26 protein-coding genes and 1 pseudogene are annotated in these 21,660 nt (G+C 63.5%); 14 read left to right on the forward strand and 13 right to left on the reverse strand.

Annotated elements, in window-relative coordinates; all coding sequences use genetic code 11:
• Window positions 1-60: 60 nt before the first annotated feature.
• Both EB233_RS03095 and EB233_RS03100 read right to left on the reverse strand, forming a co-directional pair.
• Entirely contained in the window at window positions 61-1,230 is a 1,170-nt protein-coding gene (locus EB233_RS03095) for an AI-2E family transporter (protein ID WP_064990123.1), read from the reverse strand.
• Between the two features lie 124 nt (window positions 1,231-1,354).
• Window positions 1,355-2,416 carry an LLM class flavin-dependent oxidoreductase gene (locus EB233_RS03100; RefSeq protein WP_064990122.1) on the reverse strand — a complete coding sequence of 354 codons (1,062 nt, stop codon included), beginning with the start codon at window positions 2,414-2,416 and terminating at the stop codon, window positions 1,355-1,357.
• 222 nt (window positions 2,417-2,638) lie between these two features.
• Here EB233_RS03100 and EB233_RS03105 point away from each other — a divergent pair, with 222 nt between their 5' ends.
• Window positions 2,639-3,067: a DUF6481 family protein gene (locus EB233_RS03105; protein WP_064990121.1), complete on the forward strand. Its 429-nt coding sequence runs from the start codon at window positions 2,639-2,641 to the stop codon at window positions 3,065-3,067.
• 77 nt (window positions 3,068-3,144) lie between these two features.
• Here EB233_RS03105 and sugE read toward each other — a convergent pair whose 3' ends face one another.
• Window positions 3,145-3,459: a quaternary ammonium compound efflux SMR transporter SugE gene (gene sugE, locus EB233_RS03110; protein ID WP_064990686.1), complete on the reverse strand. Its 315-nt coding sequence runs from the start codon at window positions 3,457-3,459 to the stop codon at window positions 3,145-3,147.
• A 214-nt stretch (window positions 3,460-3,673) separates the two neighbouring features.
• On the reverse strand, window positions 3,674-3,799 hold the full coding sequence (locus tag EB233_RS32115) for a hypothetical protein (protein ID WP_081294138.1): 126 nt from the start codon (window positions 3,797-3,799) through the stop codon (window positions 3,674-3,676).
• A 212-nt stretch (window positions 3,800-4,011) separates the two neighbouring features.
• Between EB233_RS32115 and EB233_RS03115 the strand changes: the two genes are divergently transcribed.
• The 4 genes from EB233_RS03115 to EB233_RS03130 all read left to right on the forward strand — a co-directional run bounded on the left by EB233_RS03115 (window position 4,012) and on the right by EB233_RS03130 (window position 7,247).
• Entirely contained in the window at window positions 4,012-4,821 is an 810-nt protein-coding gene (locus EB233_RS03115) for a transglutaminase-like domain-containing protein (protein ID WP_027052923.1), read from the forward strand.
• A 112-nt stretch (window positions 4,822-4,933) separates the two neighbouring features.
• Window positions 4,934-5,887 carry a cation diffusion facilitator family transporter gene (locus EB233_RS03120; protein WP_064990120.1) on the forward strand — a complete coding sequence of 318 codons (954 nt, stop codon included), beginning with the start codon at window positions 4,934-4,936 and terminating at the stop codon, window positions 5,885-5,887.
• Between the two features lie 75 nt (window positions 5,888-5,962).
• The gene (locus EB233_RS03125) at window positions 5,963-6,367 is read left to right on the forward strand and encodes a GFA family protein (RefSeq protein ID WP_064990119.1); all 405 of its coding nucleotides are present in this window, start codon (window positions 5,963-5,965) and stop codon (window positions 6,365-6,367) included.
• Between the two features lie 67 nt (window positions 6,368-6,434).
• Window positions 6,435-7,247: a class I SAM-dependent methyltransferase gene (locus tag EB233_RS03130; protein WP_064990118.1), complete on the forward strand. Its 813-nt coding sequence runs from the start codon at window positions 6,435-6,437 to the stop codon at window positions 7,245-7,247.
• A 15-nt stretch (window positions 7,248-7,262) separates the two neighbouring features.
• Here the strand turns inward: EB233_RS03130 and EB233_RS03135 are convergent, their stop codons facing one another.
• Window positions 7,263-8,528 carry a DNA recombination protein RmuC gene (locus EB233_RS03135; protein ID WP_064990117.1) on the reverse strand — a complete coding sequence of 422 codons (1,266 nt, stop codon included), beginning with the start codon at window positions 8,526-8,528 and terminating at the stop codon, window positions 7,263-7,265.
• 103 nt (window positions 8,529-8,631) lie between these two features.
• On the opposite strand from EB233_RS03135, the gene def reads away from it, so the two are divergent.
• The 4 genes from def to truA are packed head-to-tail and all read left to right on the forward strand — an operon-like array spanning window position 8,632 to window position 11,411.
• A complete protein-coding gene (def, locus tag EB233_RS03140; RefSeq protein ID WP_027052918.1) occupies window positions 8,632-9,162 on the forward strand; it encodes a peptide deformylase in 531 nt (176 codons plus the stop codon).
• Between the two features lie 3 nt (window positions 9,163-9,165).
• Window positions 9,166-10,137 (forward strand): methionyl-tRNA formyltransferase, encoded by a 972-nt coding sequence (gene fmt / locus EB233_RS03145; protein ID WP_064990116.1) that lies wholly within the window; start codon window positions 9,166-9,168, stop codon window positions 10,135-10,137.
• Window positions 10,134-10,640: a GNAT family N-acetyltransferase gene (locus EB233_RS03150; RefSeq protein WP_064990115.1), complete on the forward strand. Its 507-nt coding sequence runs from the start codon at window positions 10,134-10,136 to the stop codon at window positions 10,638-10,640. The genes fmt and EB233_RS03150 overlap by 4 nt, the downstream gene beginning before the upstream one ends.
• Window positions 10,641-10,664: 24 nt before the next feature.
• The gene (gene truA, locus EB233_RS03155) at window positions 10,665-11,411 is read left to right on the forward strand and encodes a tRNA pseudouridine(38-40) synthase TruA (RefSeq protein WP_064990114.1); all 747 of its coding nucleotides are present in this window, start codon (window positions 10,665-10,667) and stop codon (window positions 11,409-11,411) included.
• A gap of 15 nt (window positions 11,412-11,426) precedes the next feature.
• Here truA and EB233_RS03160 read toward each other — a convergent pair whose 3' ends face one another.
• The gene (locus tag EB233_RS03160; protein WP_064990113.1) at window positions 11,427-12,059 is read right to left on the reverse strand and encodes a transporter; all 633 of its coding nucleotides are present in this window, start codon (window positions 12,057-12,059) and stop codon (window positions 11,427-11,429) included.
• A gap of 5 nt (window positions 12,060-12,064) precedes the next feature.
• Window positions 12,065-13,258 (reverse strand): succinyl-diaminopimelate desuccinylase, encoded by a 1,194-nt coding sequence (gene dapE / locus EB233_RS03165; protein WP_064990112.1) that lies wholly within the window; start codon window positions 13,256-13,258, stop codon window positions 12,065-12,067.
• Window positions 13,259-13,379: 121 nt separating this feature from the next.
• Between dapE and EB233_RS03170 the strand changes: the two are divergent.
• Window positions 13,380-14,438, forward strand: a pseudogene (locus tag EB233_RS03170) (2-dehydropantoate 2-reductase); the annotation flags it as partial.
• On the opposite strand, the gene EB233_RS03175 reads toward EB233_RS03170, so the two are convergent.
• The 4 genes from EB233_RS03175 to dapD form a co-directional block, all read right to left on the reverse strand.
• The gene (locus tag EB233_RS03175; RefSeq protein WP_027052910.1) at window positions 14,341-15,114 is read right to left on the reverse strand and encodes a hypothetical protein; all 774 of its coding nucleotides are present in this window, start codon (window positions 15,112-15,114) and stop codon (window positions 14,341-14,343) included. The pseudogene EB233_RS03170 and the gene EB233_RS03175 overlap by 98 nt on opposite strands.
• Window positions 15,115-15,241: 127 nt before the next feature.
• Entirely contained in the window at window positions 15,242-15,619 is a 378-nt protein-coding gene (locus tag EB233_RS03180; protein WP_064990109.1) for a DUF805 domain-containing protein, read from the reverse strand.
• Entirely contained in the window at window positions 15,612-15,974 is a 363-nt protein-coding gene (locus EB233_RS03185; protein WP_027052908.1) for a DUF805 domain-containing protein, read from the reverse strand. The genes EB233_RS03180 and EB233_RS03185 overlap by 8 nt, the downstream gene beginning before the upstream one ends.
• A 72-nt stretch (window positions 15,975-16,046) precedes the next feature.
• Window positions 16,047-16,901, reverse strand: a complete 855-nt coding sequence (gene dapD / locus EB233_RS03190) for a 2,3,4,5-tetrahydropyridine-2,6-dicarboxylate N-succinyltransferase (RefSeq protein ID WP_064990108.1) — start codon at window positions 16,899-16,901, stop codon at window positions 16,047-16,049.
• A 144-nt stretch (window positions 16,902-17,045) separates the two neighbouring features.
• Between dapD and EB233_RS03195 the strand changes: the two genes are divergently transcribed.
• A complete protein-coding gene (locus tag EB233_RS03195) occupies window positions 17,046-17,888 on the forward strand; it encodes an LOG family protein (protein ID WP_081294136.1) in 843 nt (280 codons plus the stop codon).
• Between the two features lie 23 nt (window positions 17,889-17,911).
• Here the strand turns inward: EB233_RS03195 and EB233_RS03200 are convergent, their stop codons facing one another.
• The gene (locus tag EB233_RS03200) at window positions 17,912-18,616 is read right to left on the reverse strand and encodes a pyrimidine 5'-nucleotidase (RefSeq protein ID WP_064990106.1); all 705 of its coding nucleotides are present in this window, start codon (window positions 18,614-18,616) and stop codon (window positions 17,912-17,914) included.
• 162 nt (window positions 18,617-18,778) lie between these two features.
• Between EB233_RS03200 and EB233_RS03205 the strand changes: the two genes are divergently transcribed.
• The 3 genes from EB233_RS03205 to EB233_RS03215 all read left to right on the forward strand — a co-directional run bounded on the left by EB233_RS03205 (window position 18,779) and on the right by EB233_RS03215 (window position 21,326).
• On the forward strand, window positions 18,779-19,540 hold the full coding sequence (locus EB233_RS03205; protein WP_027052904.1) for a GGDEF domain-containing protein: 762 nt from the start codon (window positions 18,779-18,781) through the stop codon (window positions 19,538-19,540).
• A gap of 173 nt (window positions 19,541-19,713) precedes the next feature.
• Window positions 19,714-19,890, forward strand: coding sequence for a hypothetical protein (locus tag EB233_RS03210; protein ID WP_081294135.1), 177 nt, complete (start codon window positions 19,714-19,716; stop codon window positions 19,888-19,890).
• Entirely contained in the window at window positions 19,887-21,326 is a 1,440-nt protein-coding gene (locus EB233_RS03215; protein ID WP_064990105.1) for a GMC family oxidoreductase, read from the forward strand. Before EB233_RS03210 ends, EB233_RS03215 begins: the two co-directional genes overlap by 4 nt.
• A gap of 75 nt (window positions 21,327-21,401) precedes the next feature.
• On the opposite strand, the gene EB233_RS03220 is transcribed toward EB233_RS03215, so the two are convergent.
• Window positions 21,402-21,569 (reverse strand): hypothetical protein, encoded by a 168-nt coding sequence (locus tag EB233_RS03220; protein WP_171892201.1) that lies wholly within the window; start codon window positions 21,567-21,569, stop codon window positions 21,402-21,404.
• Window positions 21,570-21,660: the final 91 nt, after the last annotated feature.

Here is a 21,660-nt window from a genome sequence, read left to right on the forward strand (position 1 = left end):
CCGCCATTGTCCGGCCGGATATAGGCATTCGGTCCGGGCACCGCAAACATGACGGGTTGGCTACGCGGCGGCCTCGGTGTTCTCTTCTACCGGCTCGTCATCCACCACGGCGGTCTGCTGCGCGGCGAGAAAATTGCCGACATGGGCCAGCCCCTCGAAATGGTCGCAGAACACCTTGATGACGACCAGCAGCGGCACCGCCGTCAGGGCGCCGACAAAGCCCCACAGCCACGACCAGAAGGCAATGGCGATGAAGATCGCCACGGCATTGATCTCCAGGCGCCTGCCGACCACCATCGGTGTCACGAACTGGCCTTCGACGATATCGCACAACAGCACGAAGGCCGGCGCCAGAAGCGCGTAGGAAATGGTGTCGAAGCTGATCAGCGCCATCACCGCGACCAGCACGATGGTCAACAGCGCGCCGACATAAGGCAGGAAGTTGAGGAGTGCGGCGGCGACGCCCCAGACAAGCGGGTTGGGCATGCCGAGCGCCCACAGGCCAAGCCCGATGACCAAGCCGAGACCGGCATTGATGATGGTGACGGTGAGCAGATAGTGCGAGATTTCGCGCTCGACGTCATAGACGACGCGCAGCGCCCGCTTCTTTTCGCTGAGGCTGGCGAAGGACTGGATGATCTTCTCGTAGAACATCGTGCCCGAAGCGAGCAGGAACAGCGACAACACGAAGATGATGGTCAGGCTTGTTCCCGCCGACAGGATGTTGCTGGCGGCCGACGACAGGATGCCGGATTGGGCCACCGCCACCTTCTGGACGCCGGGCTCCTGCGACGTCTCGGTCAATTGTTCGATCTGATGCGAGATCTGCATCATCTTCTCGAAGGGGCGGCGCAGTTGGGCCAGCCGTTCGCCAAGCTGATGACCGATCGACGAGGTGTTGTTGATAAGCTCGATGATCGGGCCGGAAAGCAGGTAACCGGCGCTGGCGAAGACGCAGATCGACAGAAGCACCAGAAGCGTTGCCGAGACGACTTCGGGAATGCCGTGCTTGCGCAGCAGCCGCACGATCGGCGTCAAGGTCAGCGCCAGCAGGAAAGCCAGCATGACCGGCATGAAAAAGGCGCGGCCGAAATAGAGCGCATAGACGCTCATGAAGATGAAGATGCCTACCAGCAAAGAGCGCATCAGATGCGTGTCGGCACGCGCCACGGCGCGCGCTTCGGTCGCTTCGGCAGCGCCTGCGGCCAGCGCGTCGGGTTCGGGTTTCATAACGGTCCCTCGACGGTGCACCGCAATTGGTGCAGTCCGTCGACCGAAAACGCCGGCACGGCTTCAAGGTTCCGTTAGCCGGCAAGCCCTAGACGGACCTTGCCTTTGGTTATGGGACGGGGGCTTACGCTACCGGCGCTGCCACGGCCGGCGCGGACTTCGCCGTCTCCTTGCGCACGATCGGCGCCACTCTGGTGCCGTAGAGTTCGATCGCCTTCATGATCTTGGCGTGCGGCATAGTACCAATCGCCATCTGCAGCAGGAAGCGGTCATTGTTGAAGATCCTGTGCTGGGCGACGATTTTTTCCGCCACCTGCTCCGGATTGCCGACGAACAGCGCGCCATCGGGACCGCGCGATTGGTCGAAATGCGCCCGCGATGTCGGGCCCCAGCCACGCTCGCGGCCGATGCGGTTCATCACCTCCGCCTGCGGGCCGTAGAAATCGTCGGCCGCCTGTTCGGTCGTCTCGGCGATGAAGCCGTGCACGTTGATGCTGGTGGCGAGATCCTTGGGATGGCTGCCGGCGCGTTTGGCCGCCTCGCGGTAGAGGTCGAACAGCGGCGCGAAGCGGGCCGGCTCGCCGCCGATGATGGCAAGCGCCAGCGGCAGGCCGAGCGCGCCGGCGCGGGCAGCGGACTGTGGCGTGCCGCCAATGGCGATCCAGACCGGCAGCCTGTCCTGGAACGGCCTCGGATAGACGCCGCGATCGTTGATCGGCGCGCGCAGATTGCCGGACCAGGTGACCTTCACCTGGTCGCGGATGGCAAGCAGCAGGTCGAGCTTTTCGGCGAAGAGCTCGTCATAGTCCTCGAGATTGTAGCCGAAGAGCGGGAAGGATTCGATGAACGACCCGCGCCCGGCCATGATCTCGGCACGGCCGCCCGACAGGAGATCGAGCGTGGCGAACTGCTGGAAGACGCGCACCGGATCGTCCGAGGAGAGCACAGTGACCGCGCTGGTCAGCTTGATGCGTTTCGAGCGCTCGGCGGCAGCGGCCAACGCCACGACCGGCGCGGAAGCGGCATAATCGGGCCGGTGATGTTCGCCGAGACCAAAGACGTCGAGACCGACCTGGTCGGCCAGTTCGACCTCCTCGATCAGGTTGCGCAGCCGCTCGTGCGGGCCGATGGCGCCGGGGCCTGGTAGCGGGCTGACGTCGGCAAAAGTGTAGAGACCGAGTTCCATCTGGTGTCATCCTGGTGTGGTGATTGTTATGCTAGAGGTAGCGACGCACGCACCTGCCCGCCAGAGCGGCAGACGGTGAACAGTGCATGTCGGTTTGGGGGTGGAAAGGCGTCTCCCGGCTGCAACATAGCGGAATTTCATGGCTGGCATACCGTTTTGGCGCTTGAACTCTTGGCATTCGCGCGTATGTAAGCCTCGCGTATTGACTTCAGGGAAGTGGACTTGGCTATCTACAGGGAAAAAGACATTTTCGAGCGGCGCAATGCCGCGAACGAGGCAAAGAAGGCGCTTCTGGAGCGCTTCAAGTCAAAGCCGGCGGCAGATGATCCTGCAGTGCTGGCGCGACAGGCCGAACGCAAGGCGATCCTCGAGGCTCGTGAGATCCGCGAAGCCGAGAAGGCAAGGCTGAAGCAGGAGAAGCTGGCACGCGAGGCGGTCGAGAAGGCCGAGCGCGAGGCAGCGGCCGAAGCCGCGCGCATCGCGGCCGAAGAGGCGGCACTGGCTGAAGCGAAGATCAAGGAAGCCGAAGAGACCGAGCGCATCGCCCGTTTGCTGGCGGACGAGGCCGAGCGCAAGGCGAAACGCGACGCACGCTATGCGGCGCGCAAGCAGCGCACCGGCAGGACGCCTCCGGGCTTTTCAGCCCGCTAGCTTCGGCGCAGCCAAGTTCGAACATTGAACCAGGGTCGCCTTGCAGCGGCCCTGAACGTGTTTGTGCGCCGGTACGGTCAGGCCGCGAACTTCAGCCCCATGATGCCGCAGACGATCAGCGCGATGCAGGCGAGCCTGATCGCGGTGGCGGGCTCGCCGAGCAGCCAGATGCCGAGCAGCGCCGTGCCGACCGTGCCGATCCCGGTCCACACCGCATAGGCGGTGCCGACGGGAAGCGCCTTCAGCGCCAGGCCGAGCAATGTAAGGCTGACGATCATCGACGCGACCGTAAGCACGGTCGGCACGAGCTTGCTGAAGCCGTCAGTGTATTTGAGGCCGATCGCCCAGCCGATTTCGAACAGGCCGGCGAAAAACAGAAGAATCCATGACATCGGGAACGCTCCATCCAGCATCGGAGCGGAGACAGACTCCGATCCGCAGACGCTGATCACAATGGGCGGGTCGTCCCGACCGAATTCTTGGGAGGCGCGAGGTCGTCCCCGCGCCGGACATATAGAGTTGTCCAAACGCCCGATCAACCTGGCGGCCCCGGCGGCATTGTCGAACGCCGCCGGTGGAATTTTGCCGCGGCTGGCTTGCCGAGGCCTACTTCTCCTTGATTCGCATCGCCTTGACCGGCGGCGCCTTCAGGGCGGGAGCGGCTGCTGGTTTCTTGGCATCCTTCTTCGGCTTGCGGGCTTCCTTGCCTGCCTTCATCGCACCTTTAGCCATGATTCGTTCCTCCAGTTGCGGGAGGCGAAGTGAAACAAGAGAAACGCTTTGCCGCAAGAGGGCAGCGCCCGTAGCAGCTGCAGGCAGGCCGCTTTCAACCGGTTTCTAATTTGCTCGTAAACCGTGGCGGTCCGTGCCAAGGTTGTTCCCGCACTGCAGCATCGACCCGTGCTTCCGCCGGGTGATCGTCAGGCAGGCCGGTCAGGACGACAATGCGGATCCACATCGGCTGCGAGATGAGCTTCGATTTCCCGCAGGAAACGCCACTCATCGCGATGCTCAACGTGCACTATTCCCGCGCCTCCGATCTCGAGCGACCGGATTTCCTGACCTCGAACCCGTCGGTGCCGATCGAGAGTTACCGCGACAGTTTCGGCAATTGGTGCAATCGCTTCGTCGCCCCGCCCGGGCGCTTCACCTTCGGTACGGATGCCGTGATCCGCGACCCCGGCACGTTCGAAATGGGCGAGCTGATGGCCTGGCAGCACGAGGTGCGCGACCTGCCGGCGGACACGCTGCTGTTCCTGCTGCCCAGCCGCTTCTGCGAGAGCGACCTTTTGGCCAGCGAGGCGTGGCGGCTGTTCGGCCATACGCCGCTCGGCATCCCGCGCGTGCAGGCGGTGTGCGACTTCGTCCACAATCACATCGTTTTCAATTATGGCAACGCCCGGCCGACGCGGACCGCGGCGGAAACCTATCGCGAACAGAGCGGCGTGTGCCGCGATTTCGCCCACCTCGCCGTCACCTTCTGCCGGGCACTCAACATCCCGACGCGCTATTGCACCGGTTACATCAGCGATATCGGCATGCCGAAGCCTTGGGCGAGCATGGATTTCTGCGCGTGGATGGAGGTCTATCTCGGCGACCGCTGGCATGCCTTCGACCCGCGTAACAACGCGCCTCGCATCGGCCGGATCTTGATTGCCTCCGGCCGTGACGCGGCGGACGTGCCGTTGACCCATATTTTCGGCCCCGGCACACTTGCCGGCTTCAAAGTGTGGACCGACGAGATCGCGGCCTAGCCAGCTTTTTTGCCTTTTTGCTGAACGTCCCGGAGCTTCACGCGTTGCGAAGGCTTATGGAGCTTCGGCGGTTCGGCCGTTAGACTGGTTGATTGAACGGGAACACCACACCATGGCCGGGCATGGCGGCTCCAAGACGGTCATCTACGCAGCGCTCGCCGGCAATCTGGCGATCGCGCTGACCAAGTTCGCCGCCGCTTTCTTCACCGGCAGCTCGGCAATGCTGTCGGAAGGCGTCCACTCGCTGGTTGACACCGGCAATGGCGGCCTGCTGCTCTACGGCATGCATCGTGCGGCGCGCCCGGCCGACCGCACGCATCCGCTCGGCCATGGCCGCGAGCTCTATTTCTGGAGTTTTATTGTCGCGCTGCTGGTCTTCGCGCTGGGTGCCGGCGTGTCGTTATACGAGGGTATCGTCCACATCATGGCGCCGGAACCGGTCGCCAACGTCAAGGTGAACTATATCGTTCTTGGTGCTTCCTTCCTGTTCGAAGGCAGCTCCTGGCTGGTGGCGCTGAAGGAATTCCGCCGGCAGAAGGGCGGAGAAGGCTGGCTGCAAGCCGTGCAATCGAGCAAGGACCCGAGCGTCTATACGGTGCTGTTCGAGGACAGCGCGGCGCTGCTTGGGCTGATCGTCGCCTTTGCTGGCATATTGGCGGCGGAGATGCTGGAAATGCCGGCGCTCGACGGCGCCGCCTCGATCGGCATCGCGCTCATCCTCGGCGCGACAGCGATCTTCCTCGCCCGCGAAAGCAAGGGCCTGCTCATCGGCGAGCCGGCCTCGCCCGATGTGCAGAAAAAAGTGCTGGCGATCGCCCAGCAGGATCCGGCGGTGCAGCGGGCGAATGGCGTGCTGACCGTACACATGGGGCCGGAAGAAATCGTCGCCGGCCTCAGCATCGAGTTCGAGGACCATCTGGCGGCGCCGGAGATCGAGGCCTGTGTGGAACGGATCGAGGCACGGCTGAAGAAGGAGATGCCGGAGATCACGCGGCTGTTCGTCAAGCCGCAGACCACGGGGACCTGGGAACAGCGGCGCAAGCTGATCGAGGCCGCGTCCGACTAGCCCTGGACCAGAACTGCGCCATTGCCCTGCCGCGTTGCCTTGCTAAGATCGGTCGATGGATTTGGAGGAGAGACGATGAAGATCGACGGCGGCTGCCATTGCGGCGCCATTACCTATGAGGCCGAGGTCGACCCGGAAAAGACCTCGATCTGCCACTGCACGGACTGCCAGCAACTGACCGGCACCGCCTTTCGCGTCACCGTTCCGGCGCCCGAGGATCACTACCGGATCACCAGGGGCACGCCGAGAATCTATACCAAGACCGGGGCGAGCGGCGCCAAGCGCGCCCAAGCCTTTTGCGCCGACTGCGGTTCGCACCTTTACGCCACATCGGTCGGAGATGGCCCGAAACTCTATGGGATCCGGGTGGGCACCGCGCGGCAACGCCAGGATTTGATCCCAAGACAACAGAAGTGGCACAGATCGGCTCTGCACTGGCTGCCGGAATTCGAAGGCATGGCCACCGCGGAAGACCAGTAGCAGCGGTTCGCATCGGCGGATCCAGCCACGCTATGCCGGCTCGCCATAGACACGGGTGGATAATCGCATGTTGGAGGCCGACAAGCTCTTTTCCGGCTCGATTCCTGAAAACTACGATCGCTATATGGTGCCGTTGATTTTCGAGCCATTCGCCGCGGACCTTGCACGGCGAGCAGCGTCCTTCTCGCCGAGCGCCGTCCTTGAAGTCGCCGCGGGTACCGGCGTGGTCACCCGCGCCCTGGCGCCAAGGCTGTCTCCCGGCGCCAGTTATGTCGTGACCGACCTCAACCAGCCGATGCTCGATTACGCCGCTTCGCGACAGGCTCCCGACGGCCGCATCCAGTGGCGCCAGGCCGATGCCATGGCGCTGCCGTTTGAAGACGCGGCTTTCGATCTGGTCTGCTGCCAGTTCGGCGCGATGTTCTTTCCCAGCCGCCCATCCGCCTACCGCGAAGCAAAGCGGGTGCTGAAGCCCGGCGGCCGTTTTCTGTTCAACGTATGGGACCGTATCGAGGAGAATGTCTTTGCAGACGATGTCACCAATGCGCTGGCGAGGATTTTTCCGGACGATCCGCCACGCTTCCTGGCCCGCACGCCGCACGGCTACCACGATACCGCATTGATCCGCAGCGACCTCGAGGAGGCAGGGTTCGCCAGCGTAGCGATCGACACGAGGGCCGAACAGAGCCACGCGTCGTCCCCACGCATCCCCGCCGTTGCCTATTGCCAGGGAACGGTTCTTCGCACCGAAATCGAGGCCCGCGATCCCGGTAAACTCGACGCCGCGACGGACTATGCAGCATCGGCGATTGCGCAAAGACATGGCAGCGGCGCGGTTGCCGCCGAAATTCAGGCACACGTCATCGTGGCGACGGTCTAGTCTGGAATCATCCATTCAGTCGTCGCCCTCGACGACCCGCAACCTGAGCTGGCCGGTCTTGGAATCGGCGACGCGCGGGCTGGGGTTCGCGGCCGGTGCCCGTGACGGCGTCTCGGCGCCGGCATCGCCGTCGGCCTGCGTGCCGAACTCCAGCGCCTCGATCTTCTGACCGCGCTTGGTTACCTTCGATGTCGAGACCAGTATGTCCTCGATGTCCTTGGCCGATTGGCCGAAATGGCCCTGCAGCTTGCGCACGCGCTCGTCGACACGCGCCACATCCTCCATCAGCCGGATCACTTCGCCCTGGATCAGATGCGCCTGCTCGCGCATGCGGGCGTCCTTCAGGATCGCCTGGATGACCTGGATCGACAGCATCAGCAACGACGGCGAGACGATCACGACGCGGGCACGGTGCGCCTTGTGGACGATCGCCTCGAAATTCTCGTGGATTTCGGCGAACACCGATTCCGACGGCACGAACATGAAGGCGGTATCCTGCGTCTCGCCCTGGATCAGGTATTTTTCCGAGATATCGCGGACATGGATCTCGATGTCGCGGCGGAAGGCCTGGGCGGCGCCCTTTTGCAGTTCCGGACCATCGGCGGCGCGGATGGCATTCCAGGCTTCCAGGGGAAATTTCGCATCGATGGCAAGCGACGGCGCGCCGTTCGGCATCTTCACCAGGCAGTCCGGCCGGCTGCCGTTGGACAGCGTCGCCTGGAATTCATAGGCGCCATGCGGCAGGCCATCGGCGACGATCGCCTCCATGCGCGACTGGCCGAAGGCGCCGCGCGTCTGCTTGTTGGAGAGGATCGCCTGCAGCTGCACGACCTGGCCGGCGAGCGACTGGATGTTGCCTTGCGCGGTGTCGATGACGGCGAGCCGCTCCTGCAGTTTGGCCAGGCTCTCATGCGTGGATTTGGTCTGCTCGGTCATGGTCTGGCCGATGCGGCCGGTCATGGCATCGAGCCGCTGGCCTATCGACTGCGTCAGCTCCGCCTGGCGAGCCCCAAACACTTCGGCGATGGCGCCCATGCGGCCCTGCATCTCGGCCTGGCTTTGCAATATGCCGGCCATCCGCACTTCCGCGTCGCGAGCATGGTCGGCGGCTTCGGCCGCGGCGACGGCGCGCGCCTTGGCCGACCGCCACAGCGCGACGACCAGCGCCACGAACAGGCCGAAAAACAACAAGGCGCTGAAGGCGAGAGCGTGGCCGAGCGTGATTGTCGAGGCGCCAAGCCGCGCGACGGGCTCGGAAAGGATGGTGCTCAGATCATTCATGTGGACAGCATAGCCGATTCGTGGGGCTCGCACAGATCAAAACGTGAACGAGGCTCAGGTCCAACGGTTGACGCTTTTCGCTGGACGTCTTACGTGGGACGCCATGCCGATCAAGCCGCTCATCATCCTTCCCGATCCCATCCTGCGCCAGCTTTCCAAGCCGGTGGAGCGCGTCGACGCGCCCTTGCGCAAACTGGCTGACGACATGCTGGAGACCATGTATGACGCGCCCGGCATCGGCCTGGCGGCGATTCAGATCGGCGAGCCGCTGCGCATGCTGGTGATCGACCTCGCCAAGGAAGACGAGACGCCAGCGCCGCATGTCTTCATCAACCCGGAGATCCTGGAAAGCGCCGAGGCGCGCTCCGTCTACGAGGAAGGCTGCTTGTCCATCCCCGACTATTACGCAGAGGTCGAACGCCCCGCTTCCGTGCGGGTGAAGTATCTCGACCGCGACGGCAAGCTGCAGGAGATGGAGGCCGAAGGGCTGATGGCGACCTGCCTGCAGCACGAGATCGACCATCTCAACGGCGTGCTGTTCATCGACCACATCTCGAAGCTGAAGCGCGACATGGTGGTGAAGAAATTCAAGAAGCTCGCCAAGGACAAGGCGCCGGGCAAGCTGGTGGGATAGGGGATGCCCCTTCGCGTCATCTTCATGGGCACGCCGGAGTTTTCGGTGCCGACGCTGCGCGCCATCGCCGAAGCGGGACATGAGATAGCGGCAGTCTATACGCAACCGCCGCGCGCGGCGGGCCGCCGCGGACTGGAGCTGACGCCGTCGCCGGTGCAGCGCGAGGCCGAACGGCTGGCCATCGAGGTGCGCACGCCGACGTCGCTCAAGAGCGAAGCCGAGCAGGCTGCTTTCGGCGCCCTGCAGGCCGATATCGCCGTGGTCGTCGCCTATGGTTTGCTGCTGCCGAGGGCGATTCTGGATGCACCCCGCCTGGGCTGCATCAACGGCCATGCGTCGCTTTTGCCACGCTGGCGCGGTGCCGCACCCATCCAGCGCGCCATCATGGCTGGCGACCTGGAAAGCGGCATGATGGTGATGCGCATGGAAGAGGGCTTGGATACCGGACCGGTCGGATTGCTTGAAAAATGCGCAATCGCACCCGATATGACTGCCGGCGATCTGCATGATCGGTTGATGAGCCTCGGCGCCACCCTGATGGTGGAAGCGCTGGCGCGGCTGGAAGAGAACACCCTGACATTTACCGCGCAAGCGGCGGAAGGGGTGACTTACGCCAGAAAAATCGATAAATCCGAGACGCATGTGGATTGGACGCGGCCTGCCGCCGAGGTCCATAACCACCTTCGTGGCCTGTCGCCGTTTCCCGGCGCCTGGTCCGAAATTGACATTGGCGGCCGCGTGGAACGGCTGAAACTGCTTCGCTCGACGCTGTCCGAAGGCCAATCGCATTCCGAAGATTTGGCGCTTTTGGACAATTTGGGCGAGTCGGGAGGAATTCTCGATGACCGGCTGACGGTCGCCTGCGGGGCAGGCGCGATCAGGCTGGTCGAAGTTCAACGTGCGGGCGGAAAGCCCGCCGCCGCGTCGGAATTCCTGCGCGGAGCCAAGATCGTAAAAGGAATGAAGTTCTCATGAGCATGATGTCGATACGCGCGGCAACGCCACGGGATCGCGAGGCCATTCGCCTCGTCGAGGAACACGCTTTCGGCCAGCAGGCGGAGGCCGGGCTGGTCGACGCTCTGGTGACGGGCGGTGACGCCGTCGTCGAACTGGTGGCGGAAGAAGACGGCCAGGTGGTCGGCCACATCCTGTTTTCGCGGTTGTTCGTTCAGACCGGCGGAAAAAGTGCCGCGGCCGTGGCGCTGGCGCCGCTGGCGGTGGAGCCTTCGTTCCATGGCAGCGGCATTGGCGGCGCGCTGATCCGCGAGGCGCATATCCGCCTCAGGGACGCGGGCGAGACGTTGTCCGTGGTGCTGGGCGATCCGGCCTATTACGGCCGTTTCGGTTATAGCCACGCGCGGGCCGAAAAATTCGAGAGCGAGTACCAAGGCGAAGCGCTGCAGGCGCTGACCTGGGGCGACGCTCCAGAGGCAGGCAAGCTGGTCTATGCTTCCGCCTTCACCGCTCTCGCCGCTTAAGGCAAGAGCGTGTAGCCGCCCGGCATGCCGCGTTTTCGCCTCGACATCGAATATGACGGCAGCCTGTTTGCCGGCTGGCAGCACCAGGCCGATCAGCCTTCGGTGCAGCAGGCGATCGAGCAGGCGATCGAAAACTTCAGTGGTGAGGCGGTGCGGCTGCGCGCCGCCGGCCGCACCGATGCCGGCGTGCATGCGACCGCCCAGGTGGCGCATGCCGACCTGGCCAAGGCATGGGCTGGCGACAAGGTGCGCGATGCCATCAACGCCCATCTGCAGGCGGCGGGCGCGCATATCGCCATCCTGAAGGCGACAATCGTCCCGGACGATTTCGACGCGCGCTTCTCGGCCACGGGCCGCCACTATCTCTACCGCATCCTCAACCGCCGTGCGCCCGCGGCGCTGGAGAAGGGCAAGGTGTGGTGGGTACCGAAGCGGCTCGACGCCGGCGCCATGCACGAGGCGGCGAAAGTGCTGCTCGGCCGGCACGACTTCACCACCTTCCGCTCGACCCAGTGCCAGGCCAACAGTCCGGTCCGGACGTTGGAGCGGCTCGATGTGAGCCGGGAGGGCGACATGATCGAGGTGAGAGCTTCGGCACGGTCCTTCCTGCATAACCAGGTCCGCTCGATGGTCGGCTCGCTCAAGCGCGTTGGCGACGGCGGCTGGACCGCCGATAACCTCAAGGCGGCACTGGAGGCGCAAGACCGCGCCGCTTGCGGCCAGGTGGCGCCGCCCGATGGGCTTTTCCTCATCGGCGTCGATTATGTCTGAAGAGAGTCCGCAGGTCTACCCGGGGGAGAGCCCTGAAAGGCTCTGAGCCCCGATATCGTCTGGAACGGTGATGCCAAGCAGCATCTGCAGCCCGAACAGCACCAGCAGCGAAGCTATGAACATGCCGACGAAAACGGCGGTTCCGACCGCCGCGCCCTTGCCGATCGTCGCGTTGGTCATGCGCCAGGTCAGCACCATCGACAGGGCAAAAAGCAGCAGCGACACAAGGCTCGAAATCTGGTTTGCCGAGGACAGGAAAAGCCTGATCAGCGCCGAGGGCAGCATCAGCCAGGCGGTGATGGCGGAGGCCCAGTTGCTGGCGACGACATAGTGGACGAAGCGGCCGCCAATGCCGGCGCGCGGCGCGACCAGAGCGAGCGCGACGAGCGGCAGCACCCAGGAGCCGATATCGACCGTCGCCAGGCGCAACAGCATGCTGAAGCGGCCGGCGAACGCATCGGGATCGCCGATCTCGTTGGCGATGCCGACCCAGCCGACGATCAGCGCCGGTGCCGCGACGATGATGGCGAAAAAGGAATTCCAGAACCCATCGGCCGACAGGTCGAGCAGTCGCAGGCCGTCGACCTTGCCGAGCATCAGCCGCCAGGCGCCGGTCAGCGAAGCTTGGGTTTCGTCCGCCGTAAGCATGCTGCTCAGCCCTGTCCGAACCAGTCTTCGATAAAACGCTGGTAGATCCGCGTCAGTGTTTCCAGATCGGCGATGGCGACCCGCTCGTCGACCATATGCATGGTCTTGCCGACCAGGCCGAACTCGACCACCGGGCAATAATCCTTGATGAAACGCGCATCCGACGTGCCGCCGGAAGTCGACAATGTCGGTTCCTTGCCGACCACCGCCTTGATCGAGCCGCGAAGCGTCTCGATCAGTCTGTCGTCGCGGGTCAGGAAGACATGGCTCGGCCGGTCACGCCAGACAAGATCGTAATCGACCGGCGTCGTCTTGCCCGGCCGATACTTCTTGCGCTTGGCGGCCTGGTCGAGCCGGTTGTGGATTTCGGCCTGAACGGTCTCGGCGGTCCATGTGTCGTTGAAGCGGATGTTGAAGGTCGCCGTGGCTTTCGCCGGGATCACATTGGTGGCCGGGTTGCCGACATCGATGGAGGTGACCTCCAGATTGGTCGGCTGGAAATCCCTGGTTCCCTTGTCGAAGACAGGATGCAGCAAGGCGTCGACCAGGCTCATCAGGCCGCGCACCGGATTGTCGGCAAGCTGCGGATAGGCGGCATGACCCTGACGGCCATTGACGGTGACCGAACCTGAGAGCGAGCCGCGCCGGCCGATCTTGATCATGTCGCCGAGCGCATCCGGGTTGGTCGGTTCGCCGACGATCGAGACGTCCCATTTTTCGCCTTTGGAAGCGGCCCATTCGAGCAGCTTGACCGTGCCGTTTATGGCAGGGCCTTCCTCATCGCCGGTGATCAGCAGCGAGACCGAGCCCTTGGGGCCGCCATGCTTCTCGACATGACGCGCTATCGCCGCGACGAAGCAGGCAATGCCGCCCTTCATGTCGACCGCGCCACGACCATACATCTCGCCATTGGCGATCTCGGCGGCAAAAGGCGGATGCGTCCAGGCGGCTTCGTCGCCAACGGGCACGACATCTGTATGGCCGGCGAACATCAGATGCGGGCCGTTGCCGGACCGCCTGGCATAAAGGTTCTCGATGTCTGATGTGCCGTCTTCCGAAAAGACCGGCCGGTCGACCAGGAAGCCGAGTGGTTTCAGCATCGTTTCGAGCGCGCTCAGCGCACCGCCTTCGGCTGGAGTCACCGAGGCGCAACGGATAAGGGCGGCGAGGTTTGTGGCGGGATCAATCGGCAGCGTCATGGCAAAAGCGATAGTCGAAAGCTGAGGGCCTGTCACGGTCCGACATAGAGGCCAGCCCAATGGCCTGACATGCCGCCGACATTATGGTTTTCATGTCGTATAGTTGCCGACAGGTGCGGAGCGAGAGATGGCAAACGGGGGTAAACGGATCGTCATCGCCGGCGCCGGCAGCATAGGCTGTTATGTCGGCGGCTGCCTGGCGATTGCCGGGCGAGAGGTGATTCTGCTCGCCCGTCCGCGCATCGAGACCGCGCTGCGGCTGGGCGGATTGCGCATCAGCGACCTTGAAGGCCGCGATCGCCTGGTCGAGCCGGACCGGCTCGGCATCACCGCCAATCCGGCAGCCGCCTTGCCCGAGGCGGACGTGATCTTGGTCACCGTCAAGAGCGGCGCGACGCGGGAGATGGCCGCGCTGATCAAGGCCCATGCCCGCCCCGATGCCGTGGTGATCAGCCTGCAGAACGGCGTCGACAATGCCGACAGGCTGCGCGCCGAGCTCGGCTCGCGGACCGTGCTCGCCGGCATGGTGCCGTTCAATGTCGTGCAATCGCCGGACGGCACCTTGCCGCTGCGCGTCCACCGCGCCAGCGATGGCAAGGTGATGATAGAGGACCGCCGTCTTGCCGGCCTTCTCGACGTCCCCAGTCTTCTTGATGTCGAGGGGCTGGCCGTCGAGACGCATGGCGACATGAAGGCGGTGCTATGGGGCAAGCTTTTGATGAACCTCAACAACGCGTTGGTGGCGCTGTCCGGACTGCCGCTGGCGAGCGAACTCGCCGATCGCCGCTGGCGGCTGATCCTGGCCGGCCAGATCGACGAGGCCTTGCTGGCGATGAAGGCCACCGGCATCGAGCCAGCGTGGATCGCCGGGCTGCGGCCGGCGTTGCTGCCGAAGGTGCTGCGGCTGCCGGACTGGCTGTTCAAATTGCTGGCGCGGCGCATGCTGGCGATCGACCCTCAGGCACGCTCGTCGATGTGGGACGACCTGCAGCGCGGCCGGCCGACGGAGATCAGCGAATTGCAAGGAGCGGTCCTTGGCCTGGCCGAAAGAACAGGCACGCCGGCGCCGCTCTTGAAAAGCGTTACCGCTTTGGTGCGCGCCGCGGAAGCGGCGCGGCTTGGCTCGCCGGGACTGGCGCCGGAACAGGTTGTGCCGCCGGCTGGTTCTCGATCAGCGTGATCTTCTGCCAGATCTTGCGCGACAGGTTGGACGAAAGGTTCTCGATGTCGTTGACGCCGTCGATGACGACATCGTCATTGACCGACTGGGCGAAGAGTGCGGCGATCTTGCCGGTGATCGACAGCATTTCCGAGCAATAATCGAGGTAGCGGGCAAGATCGGCGGCATTGGTGATGCGGGCCGGCGAATGGGCCATCGGCTTGAAACTGGCCGAAAGCGCCGCCGGATCCTTGGTCAGCTGGTGCATGTCGATGACATGGATCAGCGAGCGCAGGCCGTGCAGCTGGCGGAATACCTTCTTGCGCTTGATGCGCTCCTCGGTGCGGATCAGCGCCAGCAGGCCGAGCACGGCGAGAATGCAGGTGTTGATCGATGCCTCGATGCCTTGCACCGATTGCAGGGCATCGTCATTGCCTGAAATTCGATCGAGCGGCAGGATGGTGCCGACGAAAACGAACACCAGCACCCCGGCGACGAAGGCGGCGATGATGAGGCCGCGCAGCCACCAGATCGGTTCTTCCAGCCCTTTCGCCGCCTTGGCCAGATCGCGCGACAGCGAGACCAGCTCGGCGGCGACGCCGCGCAGCCCGGCATTGGGAAAACGCTCGGCGACGCGGCCCTCCAGCCGTTCGGCGGTGTCGATGATCAGGTTCGGATCAAGCGTACGGTAGCGCATGTCCGATCGGTCCTCAGAGGATGATGCCGAAAAGTGTGAAGCGGCTTTCGGACGACATCATGCTCTATCTCTTTGATTTAGAGCCGGATTCAGATCCCAGGTCGATTCGACCTGAGATCATCCGGCTCTAGGGTTGTGCCGGCTCGTTGGTGCGCCGGCCATAACGGTTCGGCCCAGGCTGCCCTGGAAACAGGCACAACACAAGAAAGGCGACGATCGACACCACCGGCACGAACAGGATCAACGCGGCGATGCCCGGCTTGTCGAGGTCGTGCAGCCGCTTCACCGCCAGCACGATGTTCGACCACAGCGAGGCGATGAAGGCGATGAAGAAGATGAACGACCACATGTTGCTCTCGGCCGAGCCTTCCGGCACCAGCGTGAAGCGGTAGAGTGGAAATGCCTGAATGATGGCGACCAGCAAGCCGCCAAGAAAATAGGCCGCGCGACTGACGCGGCCCGATGTCTTGAAGAAAAGCCAGGTAAGATTTGAACTATCAGGCAAGCGGGTCCGGTCCGTATTGATTGGCACCGCCGGTGCCTTGGAGGATGCCGAGTTCGACCAGCAGCCAGATGCCGCCGATGACAGGTACCAGGCCGATCAGCGTCCACCAGCCCGATTTGTTGCGGTCGTGCCAGCGTTTGGCATACAGGGCAAGAGCGAAATAGATCGATGCCAACGCGAAGAGGATGCCGATGATGCCGACCTGAGCGCCGCTGCTGGTGGTGAAACGCGTACCGAGGATCGAGTCGAGAATGAAGGCGACAATGCCGATAACGATGAACACTCCGATGCCAGCCCAGAATTTGGCGCGGTTGATGCGACCGTCGAAACTCGTCAGCAGATATTTCCAGTCCATGTCACCCCTCCATGTTGAATCAGCGCGACGGATTGTCGCGCCGGCGGAAGGTGCGCCCGCTTTGCGGAAAGATCAATCGCGCAGCAATTCGTTGATCGAGGTCTTCGACCGGGTCCTGGCATCGACGCGCTTGACGATGACGGCGCAGTACAGGCTGGGGCCAGGCTCACCATTGGGCAAGGGCTTGCCCGGCAGCGAGCCGGCGACGACGACCGAATTCGGCGGCACTTCGCCGTAGAAGACCTCGCCGGTGGCGCGGTCGACGATCTTGGTCGACTGGCCGATGAAGACGCCCATGCCGAGCACCGAGCCTTCGCGCACGATGCAGCCCTCGACCACTTCCGAACGCGCGCCGATGAAGCAATTGTCCTCGATGATGGTGGGGCCGGCCTGCATCGGCTCCAGCACGCCGCCGATGCCGACGCCACCAGAAAGGTGGACATTCTTGCCGATCTGGGCGCAGGAGCCGACCGAGGCCCAGGTGTCGACCATGGTGCCGGTGTCGACATAGGCGCCGACATTGACGAAGGACGGCATCAGCACGGCGCCCGGGGCGACATAGGCGGAACGGCGCACGATCGACGACGGCACGGCGCGGAAGCCCGCCTTCTCGAAATCGACGGCGCTCCAGCCATCGAACTTCGACGGCACCTTGTCCCACCAGACTGCCTCGCCCGGGCCACCCTTGATGATCTCCATCGGGTTGAGCCGGAAGGAGAGCAGCACCGCCTTCTTCAGCCACTGGTTGACGTGCCACTTGCCGTCCGCCTGACGTTCGGCGACGCGAGCGGCGCCGCTGTCGAGCAGGTCGAGCGCCGACTGGATGGCATCGCGCGTTTCGCCGCGGGTCGCGGTCGAAATCGTGTCGCGTTCCTCGAAGGCCCTCTCGATGGTCTTTTCGAGGCTCGCCAGATCGGGCTTCGACATGATTCCGCTCCATTACCAAGCTGTTAAGGGGCTGCGCCTTAACCTGTTTTGAAAGTCGCGCGGACCCTATGTTAAGGCTCAATGGGGGTCAATCGCGCCTGCGTCATGGGACGGCGCAAGTAAAGGAATTGGACGGTGGATTCGATGACTCCCATGGAAAAGGCGGGGTGGACCCCGCTGCCGCATTCGGACGAGGATCTGGAGCGGTCGAAAAGCGTGCCGGACACGCCGCAGACCAGGGCCGAGACCTATCGGCTGGCATGGAACGATCCCGACTTCATGACTCGGCGCGAATTGCGCGCGGTCCGGCTACAGCTGGAGCTGCTGAAGCCGGAAATGATCCTCGCCGAGCGCGGTATCCGTTCGACGGTGATCCTGTTTGGCGGCGCGCGCCTGCCGGAGCCCGGTGGCGAGGCCTGGGCGGCCAAGAACGAGACGCAGAAGAAGAACCTCGAGGCTAACAGCAAATATTACGAGGAGGCGCGCAAATTCGCGCGGCTTTGCTCGCAGCAGTCGGCCACTTCGTACTACCGCGAATATGTCGTGGTGACCGGCGGCGGACCTGGCGTGATGGAAGCGGGGAATCGCGGCGCCGATGACGTCGGCGCACCATCGATCGGCCTCAACATCGTGCTGCCGCACGAGCAGGCGCCGAACGCCTATGTGACGCCGGAGCTATGTTTCAACTTCCACTATTTCGCCATCCGCAAGATGCATTTCGTCATGCGCGCCAAGGCGGTGGCGGTGTTTCCCGGCGGGTTCGGCACGATGGACGAGTTCTTCGAGACGCTGACCTTGATCCAGACCGGACGCATGGAGCGCGTGCCGGTGATCCTGTTCGGCAAATCGTTCTGGAAGCGGGCGATCGATCTCGACTTCCTGGCCGAGCAAGGCACGATCAGCCCCGGCGACCAGGACATCATCGATTTCGTCGACACCGCCGACGAAGCCTGGGGGATCATCAGCCGGTTCTACAAATTAGGGTAGTAAGGCAGTAGGGCAGTACTGCCCTACTGCCTTGCGACGATCGCCGTCAAAAACCCAGCCAGATCGTCGGTGACGAAATCGACATCGTCTTCCTGCGTGGGATCGCGCTCCCAGATCTCGGCAAAGGTCGGCTCGAAATTGCGCGGCACCACCAGCACGGTGGTCATGCCCAGCGCCTTCGGCACCTCCAGGTTGCGGGCGAGATCCTCGAACATCACCGCATTGTGGCCGGTGACGGCGTGCAGTTCGGCGAACTTCTCGTAGGTCTGGCGCGCGGGCTTGGGATTGAGATTGGCGGCGACGATATCGAAGATGTCGTCGAAATGGTCGAGGATGCCGAGCTGGCGCGCGGTGCGCTCGGCGTGCCTGCGATCGCCATTGGTGAAAATGAACTTGCGGCCGGGAAGCTGGCGGATGGCGGTGCCGAGGACAGGGTCGGGCACCAGCCATGAATAATCGATGTCGTGCACCTTCTCGAGGAAATCATCCGGGTCGATGCCGTGGCGTGTCATCAGGCCGTTCAGCGTCGTGCCGTATTCGCGATATAGCTCCTTCTGCAGCTTGCGCGCTTCCTCGCGGGGCAGCGCCAGCAATTCGCCGACATAGGCAGTCATCTTGACGTCGATCTGCGAGAACAGATTCGAATGATGCGGATAGAGCGTGTTGTCGAGATCGAACACCCAGTCGGTGACATGGGCGAAGCGGGCGGGATCAGGCAGCGTGGTCATGCGCCCCTTATGGCATGAAACGGGGAATCCGAAAGGGACTTTATCCACAACTTTCACGCGCTTTTGGTGGCGGAAATAGACCTACGATTCAAATTTTAAGCAACGGGGAAAGGTGGCCTTCAGGGCTTGCTGGCACAGAGGCAGTCCTGTGGGGAGCCCGCGATGAACAGCATCATTCTGAAATCCGCCGCTATCGCTTTTGCCTCCGTCGCCGCCTCCCTTCTTCTGACGCTGATCATCGTTCCCGCCTTGGGATTCCCGGTCAACCGGACGATCTGGCTGGCCTCGACGCTCTGTCCGCTGGTGCTTGCCTGGGTGGCCTGCGCCAGCACCTTCTGGCAGAGCGACAGGTTGAAAAACGCGCATCGCGAACTTGCCCGCGCGCACGCCCAGCTCGCCGCGGCGCACCGCCGCCTGTCGGAGAAGGCGAGCCGTGACGACATGACCGGGATGCTCAACCGGGAAAGTTTCTTTGCCGCGCTGGATGGTTCACGGCGCAAGTCCGACCGCGGCGCGCTGCTGATCATCGACGCCGATCATTTCAAGAAGATCAATGACAGTTTCGGTCACCTGACTGGCGACGACGCGCTGCTGTTGATCGCCAGCGCCATCGAGCGAGGCGTGCGCAGCGGCGACGTGCTCGGCCGCATCGGCGGCGAGGAATTCTGTGCGTTTCTGGTCGGAGCCACCGAGCAGGAGGCCAAGCGCGTCGCCGAGCGCATTCGCCGCGAGGTTGAGTTGATCCGTTTCCGACCCGTCGACGAACGCACCATTCCACTGACCGTCAGCATCGGCGGCACCGTCTGTGGTGAGGATGTCACCGTATCGGAGCTGATGCGCGCCGCGGACCAGCGCCTCTACCAAGCCAAGCATCGGGGCCGCAACCTGACGATCCTCGATACGGACATCTCAGCCGCCGCTTGAGCCGACCGGTCCGGCACAACCGGCCTGTTAAGGAATTTCTAACCCTGTTTGCATTCGGTTGTGCCGCCTCACTGCCTTGAGGCCGGGCTTGGCACGATACTGGCTTCCATGACGATGCGTGTGCCGTTCGGGGAATGTCATGCGGATCGAAGCCCCTATCCGAGAGACCTGTCATGAGTTTCTTCATCAAGAAAATGCCGCGCCGCATGATCGTGCAGGCGCTGGTCGCCCTGCCTGCCCTGTCCCTGTTCCGCAAGCTGCCCGAGGCCGATGCCGGTCCATCCCAGGTCGATCAGAATGAGATCGTCGAGGTCAATGGCTGGATCCTGAAGCGGAGCGACCTGGCATGATCTTCGACAGCTATGACGCGTATCGCGCCGCCAACTTCAAACCCAAGGTCTGCATCCTTGGTTCGGGCCCGGCCGGCACCACCATTGCCCGCAAGCTGGGTGCCGCCGGCATCCCGGTCGTGGTGCTGGAAGCCGGCTCGCGGGAGTTCAGCGACGAGTCGCAGGATTTCTACCGCGGCGCCAAAGTCGGCGATTTCTATTTCGACCTGGATATCACCAGGCTGCGGTACATGGGCGGCAGCTCCAACCATTGGGCCGGCTGGTGCCGTGCGCTCGACAAACTGGATTTCGAGCCGAAGGCGTGGGCGCCGGATACGGGCTGGCCGATCCGCCGTACCGACATCGAACCCTTTCTGCCGGAAGTGCGCGATATACTCGACCTTCCCGAATTCCGGCCGGATGTGCCAATCTCGGACGACATACGCTGGGTGCAGTTGATCAAGAGCCCGGCGGTGCGCTTTGCCGAGAAATTCGCCGACGAACTGGACAAGAGCAGGAACATCGCCGTCGTGCTCAACACCTATGCCACCGAGCTTGCCGGCGACGGCAAACGCGTGACCGGCGCCAATCTATGGTCCAACGGCCAGGATGCCGGCGCCTTCAGCGCGGACTATTTCATCGCCTGCACCGGCGGGCTGGAGAATTCGCGGCTGCTTCTGTGGTCGAACCAGCGGTCCAACGGCGGTGTCGTGCCCAATGCGGCAGCGCTTGGCCGCTACTGGATGGAACATCCGACCTTCGAGGGCGGCAATGCCATCCTTGCCAACTATGGCGAGTTCGAGGTCGATGCCGTCAACGAGGCTTTCTTCTCGCCGACGCTTGCGGCGATGCAGCGCCTTCAGATCATGAACTTCGGCATCCGGCTGATCGAGACGCCCTATGCCGGCGTCAAGAGGCTGATCGCCGACCTCGCCTGCACTGCGCCCGACGCGGCCGAATGGGCCGCTTATCAGCTCAGTCAGAATCTGCGCTGCGCGGCCCAGCTCTATGTCGCCTGGGAGCAGGCGCCGCTCGCCTCCAACCAGATCGAACTGTCGAAGACCGATGTCGATCATGCCGGCGTGCCGCGCATCGAACTGCACTGGAAGAAATCGGAACTGGAACGCCGCACGCTGGTCGAAGGCCTGAAACTGTTCGGCACGACGCTGATCGAGAAGGATCTTGGCCGCGTCCGCCTCATGGACTGGATTGCCAACGGCGAGGACTATCCGACCAACGAGGAAACCGCCGGACACCACCACATGGGCGGCACGCGCATGGGCACCGATCTCACCAGGAGCGTGGTGGACGCCGACTGCAAGGTGCATGGCATGGACAACCTCTATGTCGGCGGCTCCTCGGTGTTCTGTACCTCGGGCCAGGCCAACCCGACGACGACGATCACCGCGCTGGCCTGCCGGCTGGGCGAACATCTGAGCAAGGTGGTCGCGGTCTGAGCGGCCTGGGCAAAACTGCACCATGACCTTGAAGCATCCCGGCGCCAATGACGGCGCCGGCTAAGCTTCGCATGCTCAGAAACCGTAGATGGCAATGCGCACCAGCACCGCAGCTGCGGCCAGCGCCACGAGCAGAATGCCGAGGCCGATGGGGGAGCCCCAGCCATACCATTCCATCGCCAGCTTGGCGTATTTGAACTCATCCTCGTGCGAGAGAGGGGTCCGTTGTTGGATCAAGCTCATTTTTCACTCCTTGTCGGCGGCCGGCTCTTGCCTTGTCCAGGCCCCGGCCGCATATTGCTAAGGTAGTCTAAATGTTAGACAAGTTGATAGT

This window comes from Mesorhizobium erdmanii (assembly GCF_013170725.1).
GTDB lineage: Bacteria > Pseudomonadota > Alphaproteobacteria > Rhizobiales > Rhizobiaceae > Mesorhizobium > Mesorhizobium erdmanii.

Excerpts from the sequence above, each read along its gene's own strand:
- EB233_RS03095 (WP_064990123.1), bottom strand. The coding sequence starts at position 1,230 with ATGAAACCCGAACCCGACGCGCTGGCCGCAGGCGCTGCCGAAGCGACC.
- EB233_RS03100 (WP_064990122.1), bottom strand. The coding sequence starts at position 2,416 with ATGGAACTCGGTCTCTACACTTTTGCCGACGTCAGCCCGCTACCAGGC.
- sugE (WP_064990686.1), bottom strand. The coding sequence starts at position 3,459 with ATGTCATGGATTCTTCTGTTTTTCGCCGGCCTGTTCGAAATCGGCTGG.
- EB233_RS32115 (WP_081294138.1), bottom strand. The coding sequence starts at position 3,799 with ATGGCTAAAGGTGCGATGAAGGCAGGCAAGGAAGCCCGCAAGCCGAAG.
- EB233_RS03115 (WP_027052923.1), top strand. The coding sequence starts at position 4,012 with ATGCGGATCCACATCGGCTGCGAGATGAGCTTCGATTTCCCGCAGGAA.
- EB233_RS03120 (WP_064990120.1), top strand. The coding sequence starts at position 4,934 with ATGGCCGGGCATGGCGGCTCCAAGACGGTCATCTACGCAGCGCTCGCC.
- EB233_RS03125 (WP_064990119.1), top strand. The coding sequence starts at position 5,963 with ATGAAGATCGACGGCGGCTGCCATTGCGGCGCCATTACCTATGAGGCC.
- EB233_RS03130 (WP_064990118.1), top strand. The coding sequence starts at position 6,435 with ATGTTGGAGGCCGACAAGCTCTTTTCCGGCTCGATTCCTGAAAACTAC.
- EB233_RS03135 (WP_064990117.1), bottom strand. The coding sequence starts at position 8,528 with ATGAATGATCTGAGCACCATCCTTTCCGAGCCCGTCGCGCGGCTTGGC.
- def (WP_027052918.1), top strand. The coding sequence starts at position 8,632 with ATGCCGATCAAGCCGCTCATCATCCTTCCCGATCCCATCCTGCGCCAG.
- fmt (WP_064990116.1), top strand. The coding sequence starts at position 9,166 with ATGCCCCTTCGCGTCATCTTCATGGGCACGCCGGAGTTTTCGGTGCCG.
- EB233_RS03150 (WP_064990115.1), top strand. The coding sequence starts at position 10,134 with ATGAGCATGATGTCGATACGCGCGGCAACGCCACGGGATCGCGAGGCC.
- truA (WP_064990114.1), top strand. The coding sequence starts at position 10,665 with ATGCCGCGTTTTCGCCTCGACATCGAATATGACGGCAGCCTGTTTGCC.
- EB233_RS03160 (WP_064990113.1), bottom strand. The coding sequence starts at position 12,059 with ATGCTTACGGCGGACGAAACCCAAGCTTCGCTGACCGGCGCCTGGCGG.
- dapE (WP_064990112.1), bottom strand. The coding sequence starts at position 13,258 with ATGACGCTGCCGATTGATCCCGCCACAAACCTCGCCGCCCTTATCCGT.
- EB233_RS03175 (WP_027052910.1), bottom strand. The coding sequence starts at position 15,114 with ATGCGCTACCGTACGCTTGATCCGAACCTGATCATCGACACCGCCGAA.
- EB233_RS03185 (WP_027052908.1), bottom strand. The coding sequence starts at position 15,974 with ATGGACTGGAAATATCTGCTGACGAGTTTCGACGGTCGCATCAACCGC.
- dapD (WP_064990108.1), bottom strand. The coding sequence starts at position 16,901 with ATGTCGAAGCCCGATCTGGCGAGCCTCGAAAAGACCATCGAGAGGGCC.
- EB233_RS03195 (WP_081294136.1), top strand. The coding sequence starts at position 17,046 with ATGACTCCCATGGAAAAGGCGGGGTGGACCCCGCTGCCGCATTCGGAC.
- EB233_RS03200 (WP_064990106.1), bottom strand. The coding sequence starts at position 18,616 with ATGACCACGCTGCCTGATCCCGCCCGCTTCGCCCATGTCACCGACTGG.
- EB233_RS03205 (WP_027052904.1), top strand. The coding sequence starts at position 18,779 with ATGAACAGCATCATTCTGAAATCCGCCGCTATCGCTTTTGCCTCCGTC.
- EB233_RS03210 (WP_081294135.1), top strand. The coding sequence starts at position 19,714 with ATGAGTTTCTTCATCAAGAAAATGCCGCGCCGCATGATCGTGCAGGCG.
- EB233_RS03215 (WP_064990105.1), top strand. The coding sequence starts at position 19,887 with ATGATCTTCGACAGCTATGACGCGTATCGCGCCGCCAACTTCAAACCC.
- EB233_RS03220 (WP_171892201.1), bottom strand. The coding sequence starts at position 21,569 with ATGAGCTTGATCCAACAACGGACCCCTCTCTCGCACGAGGATGAGTTC.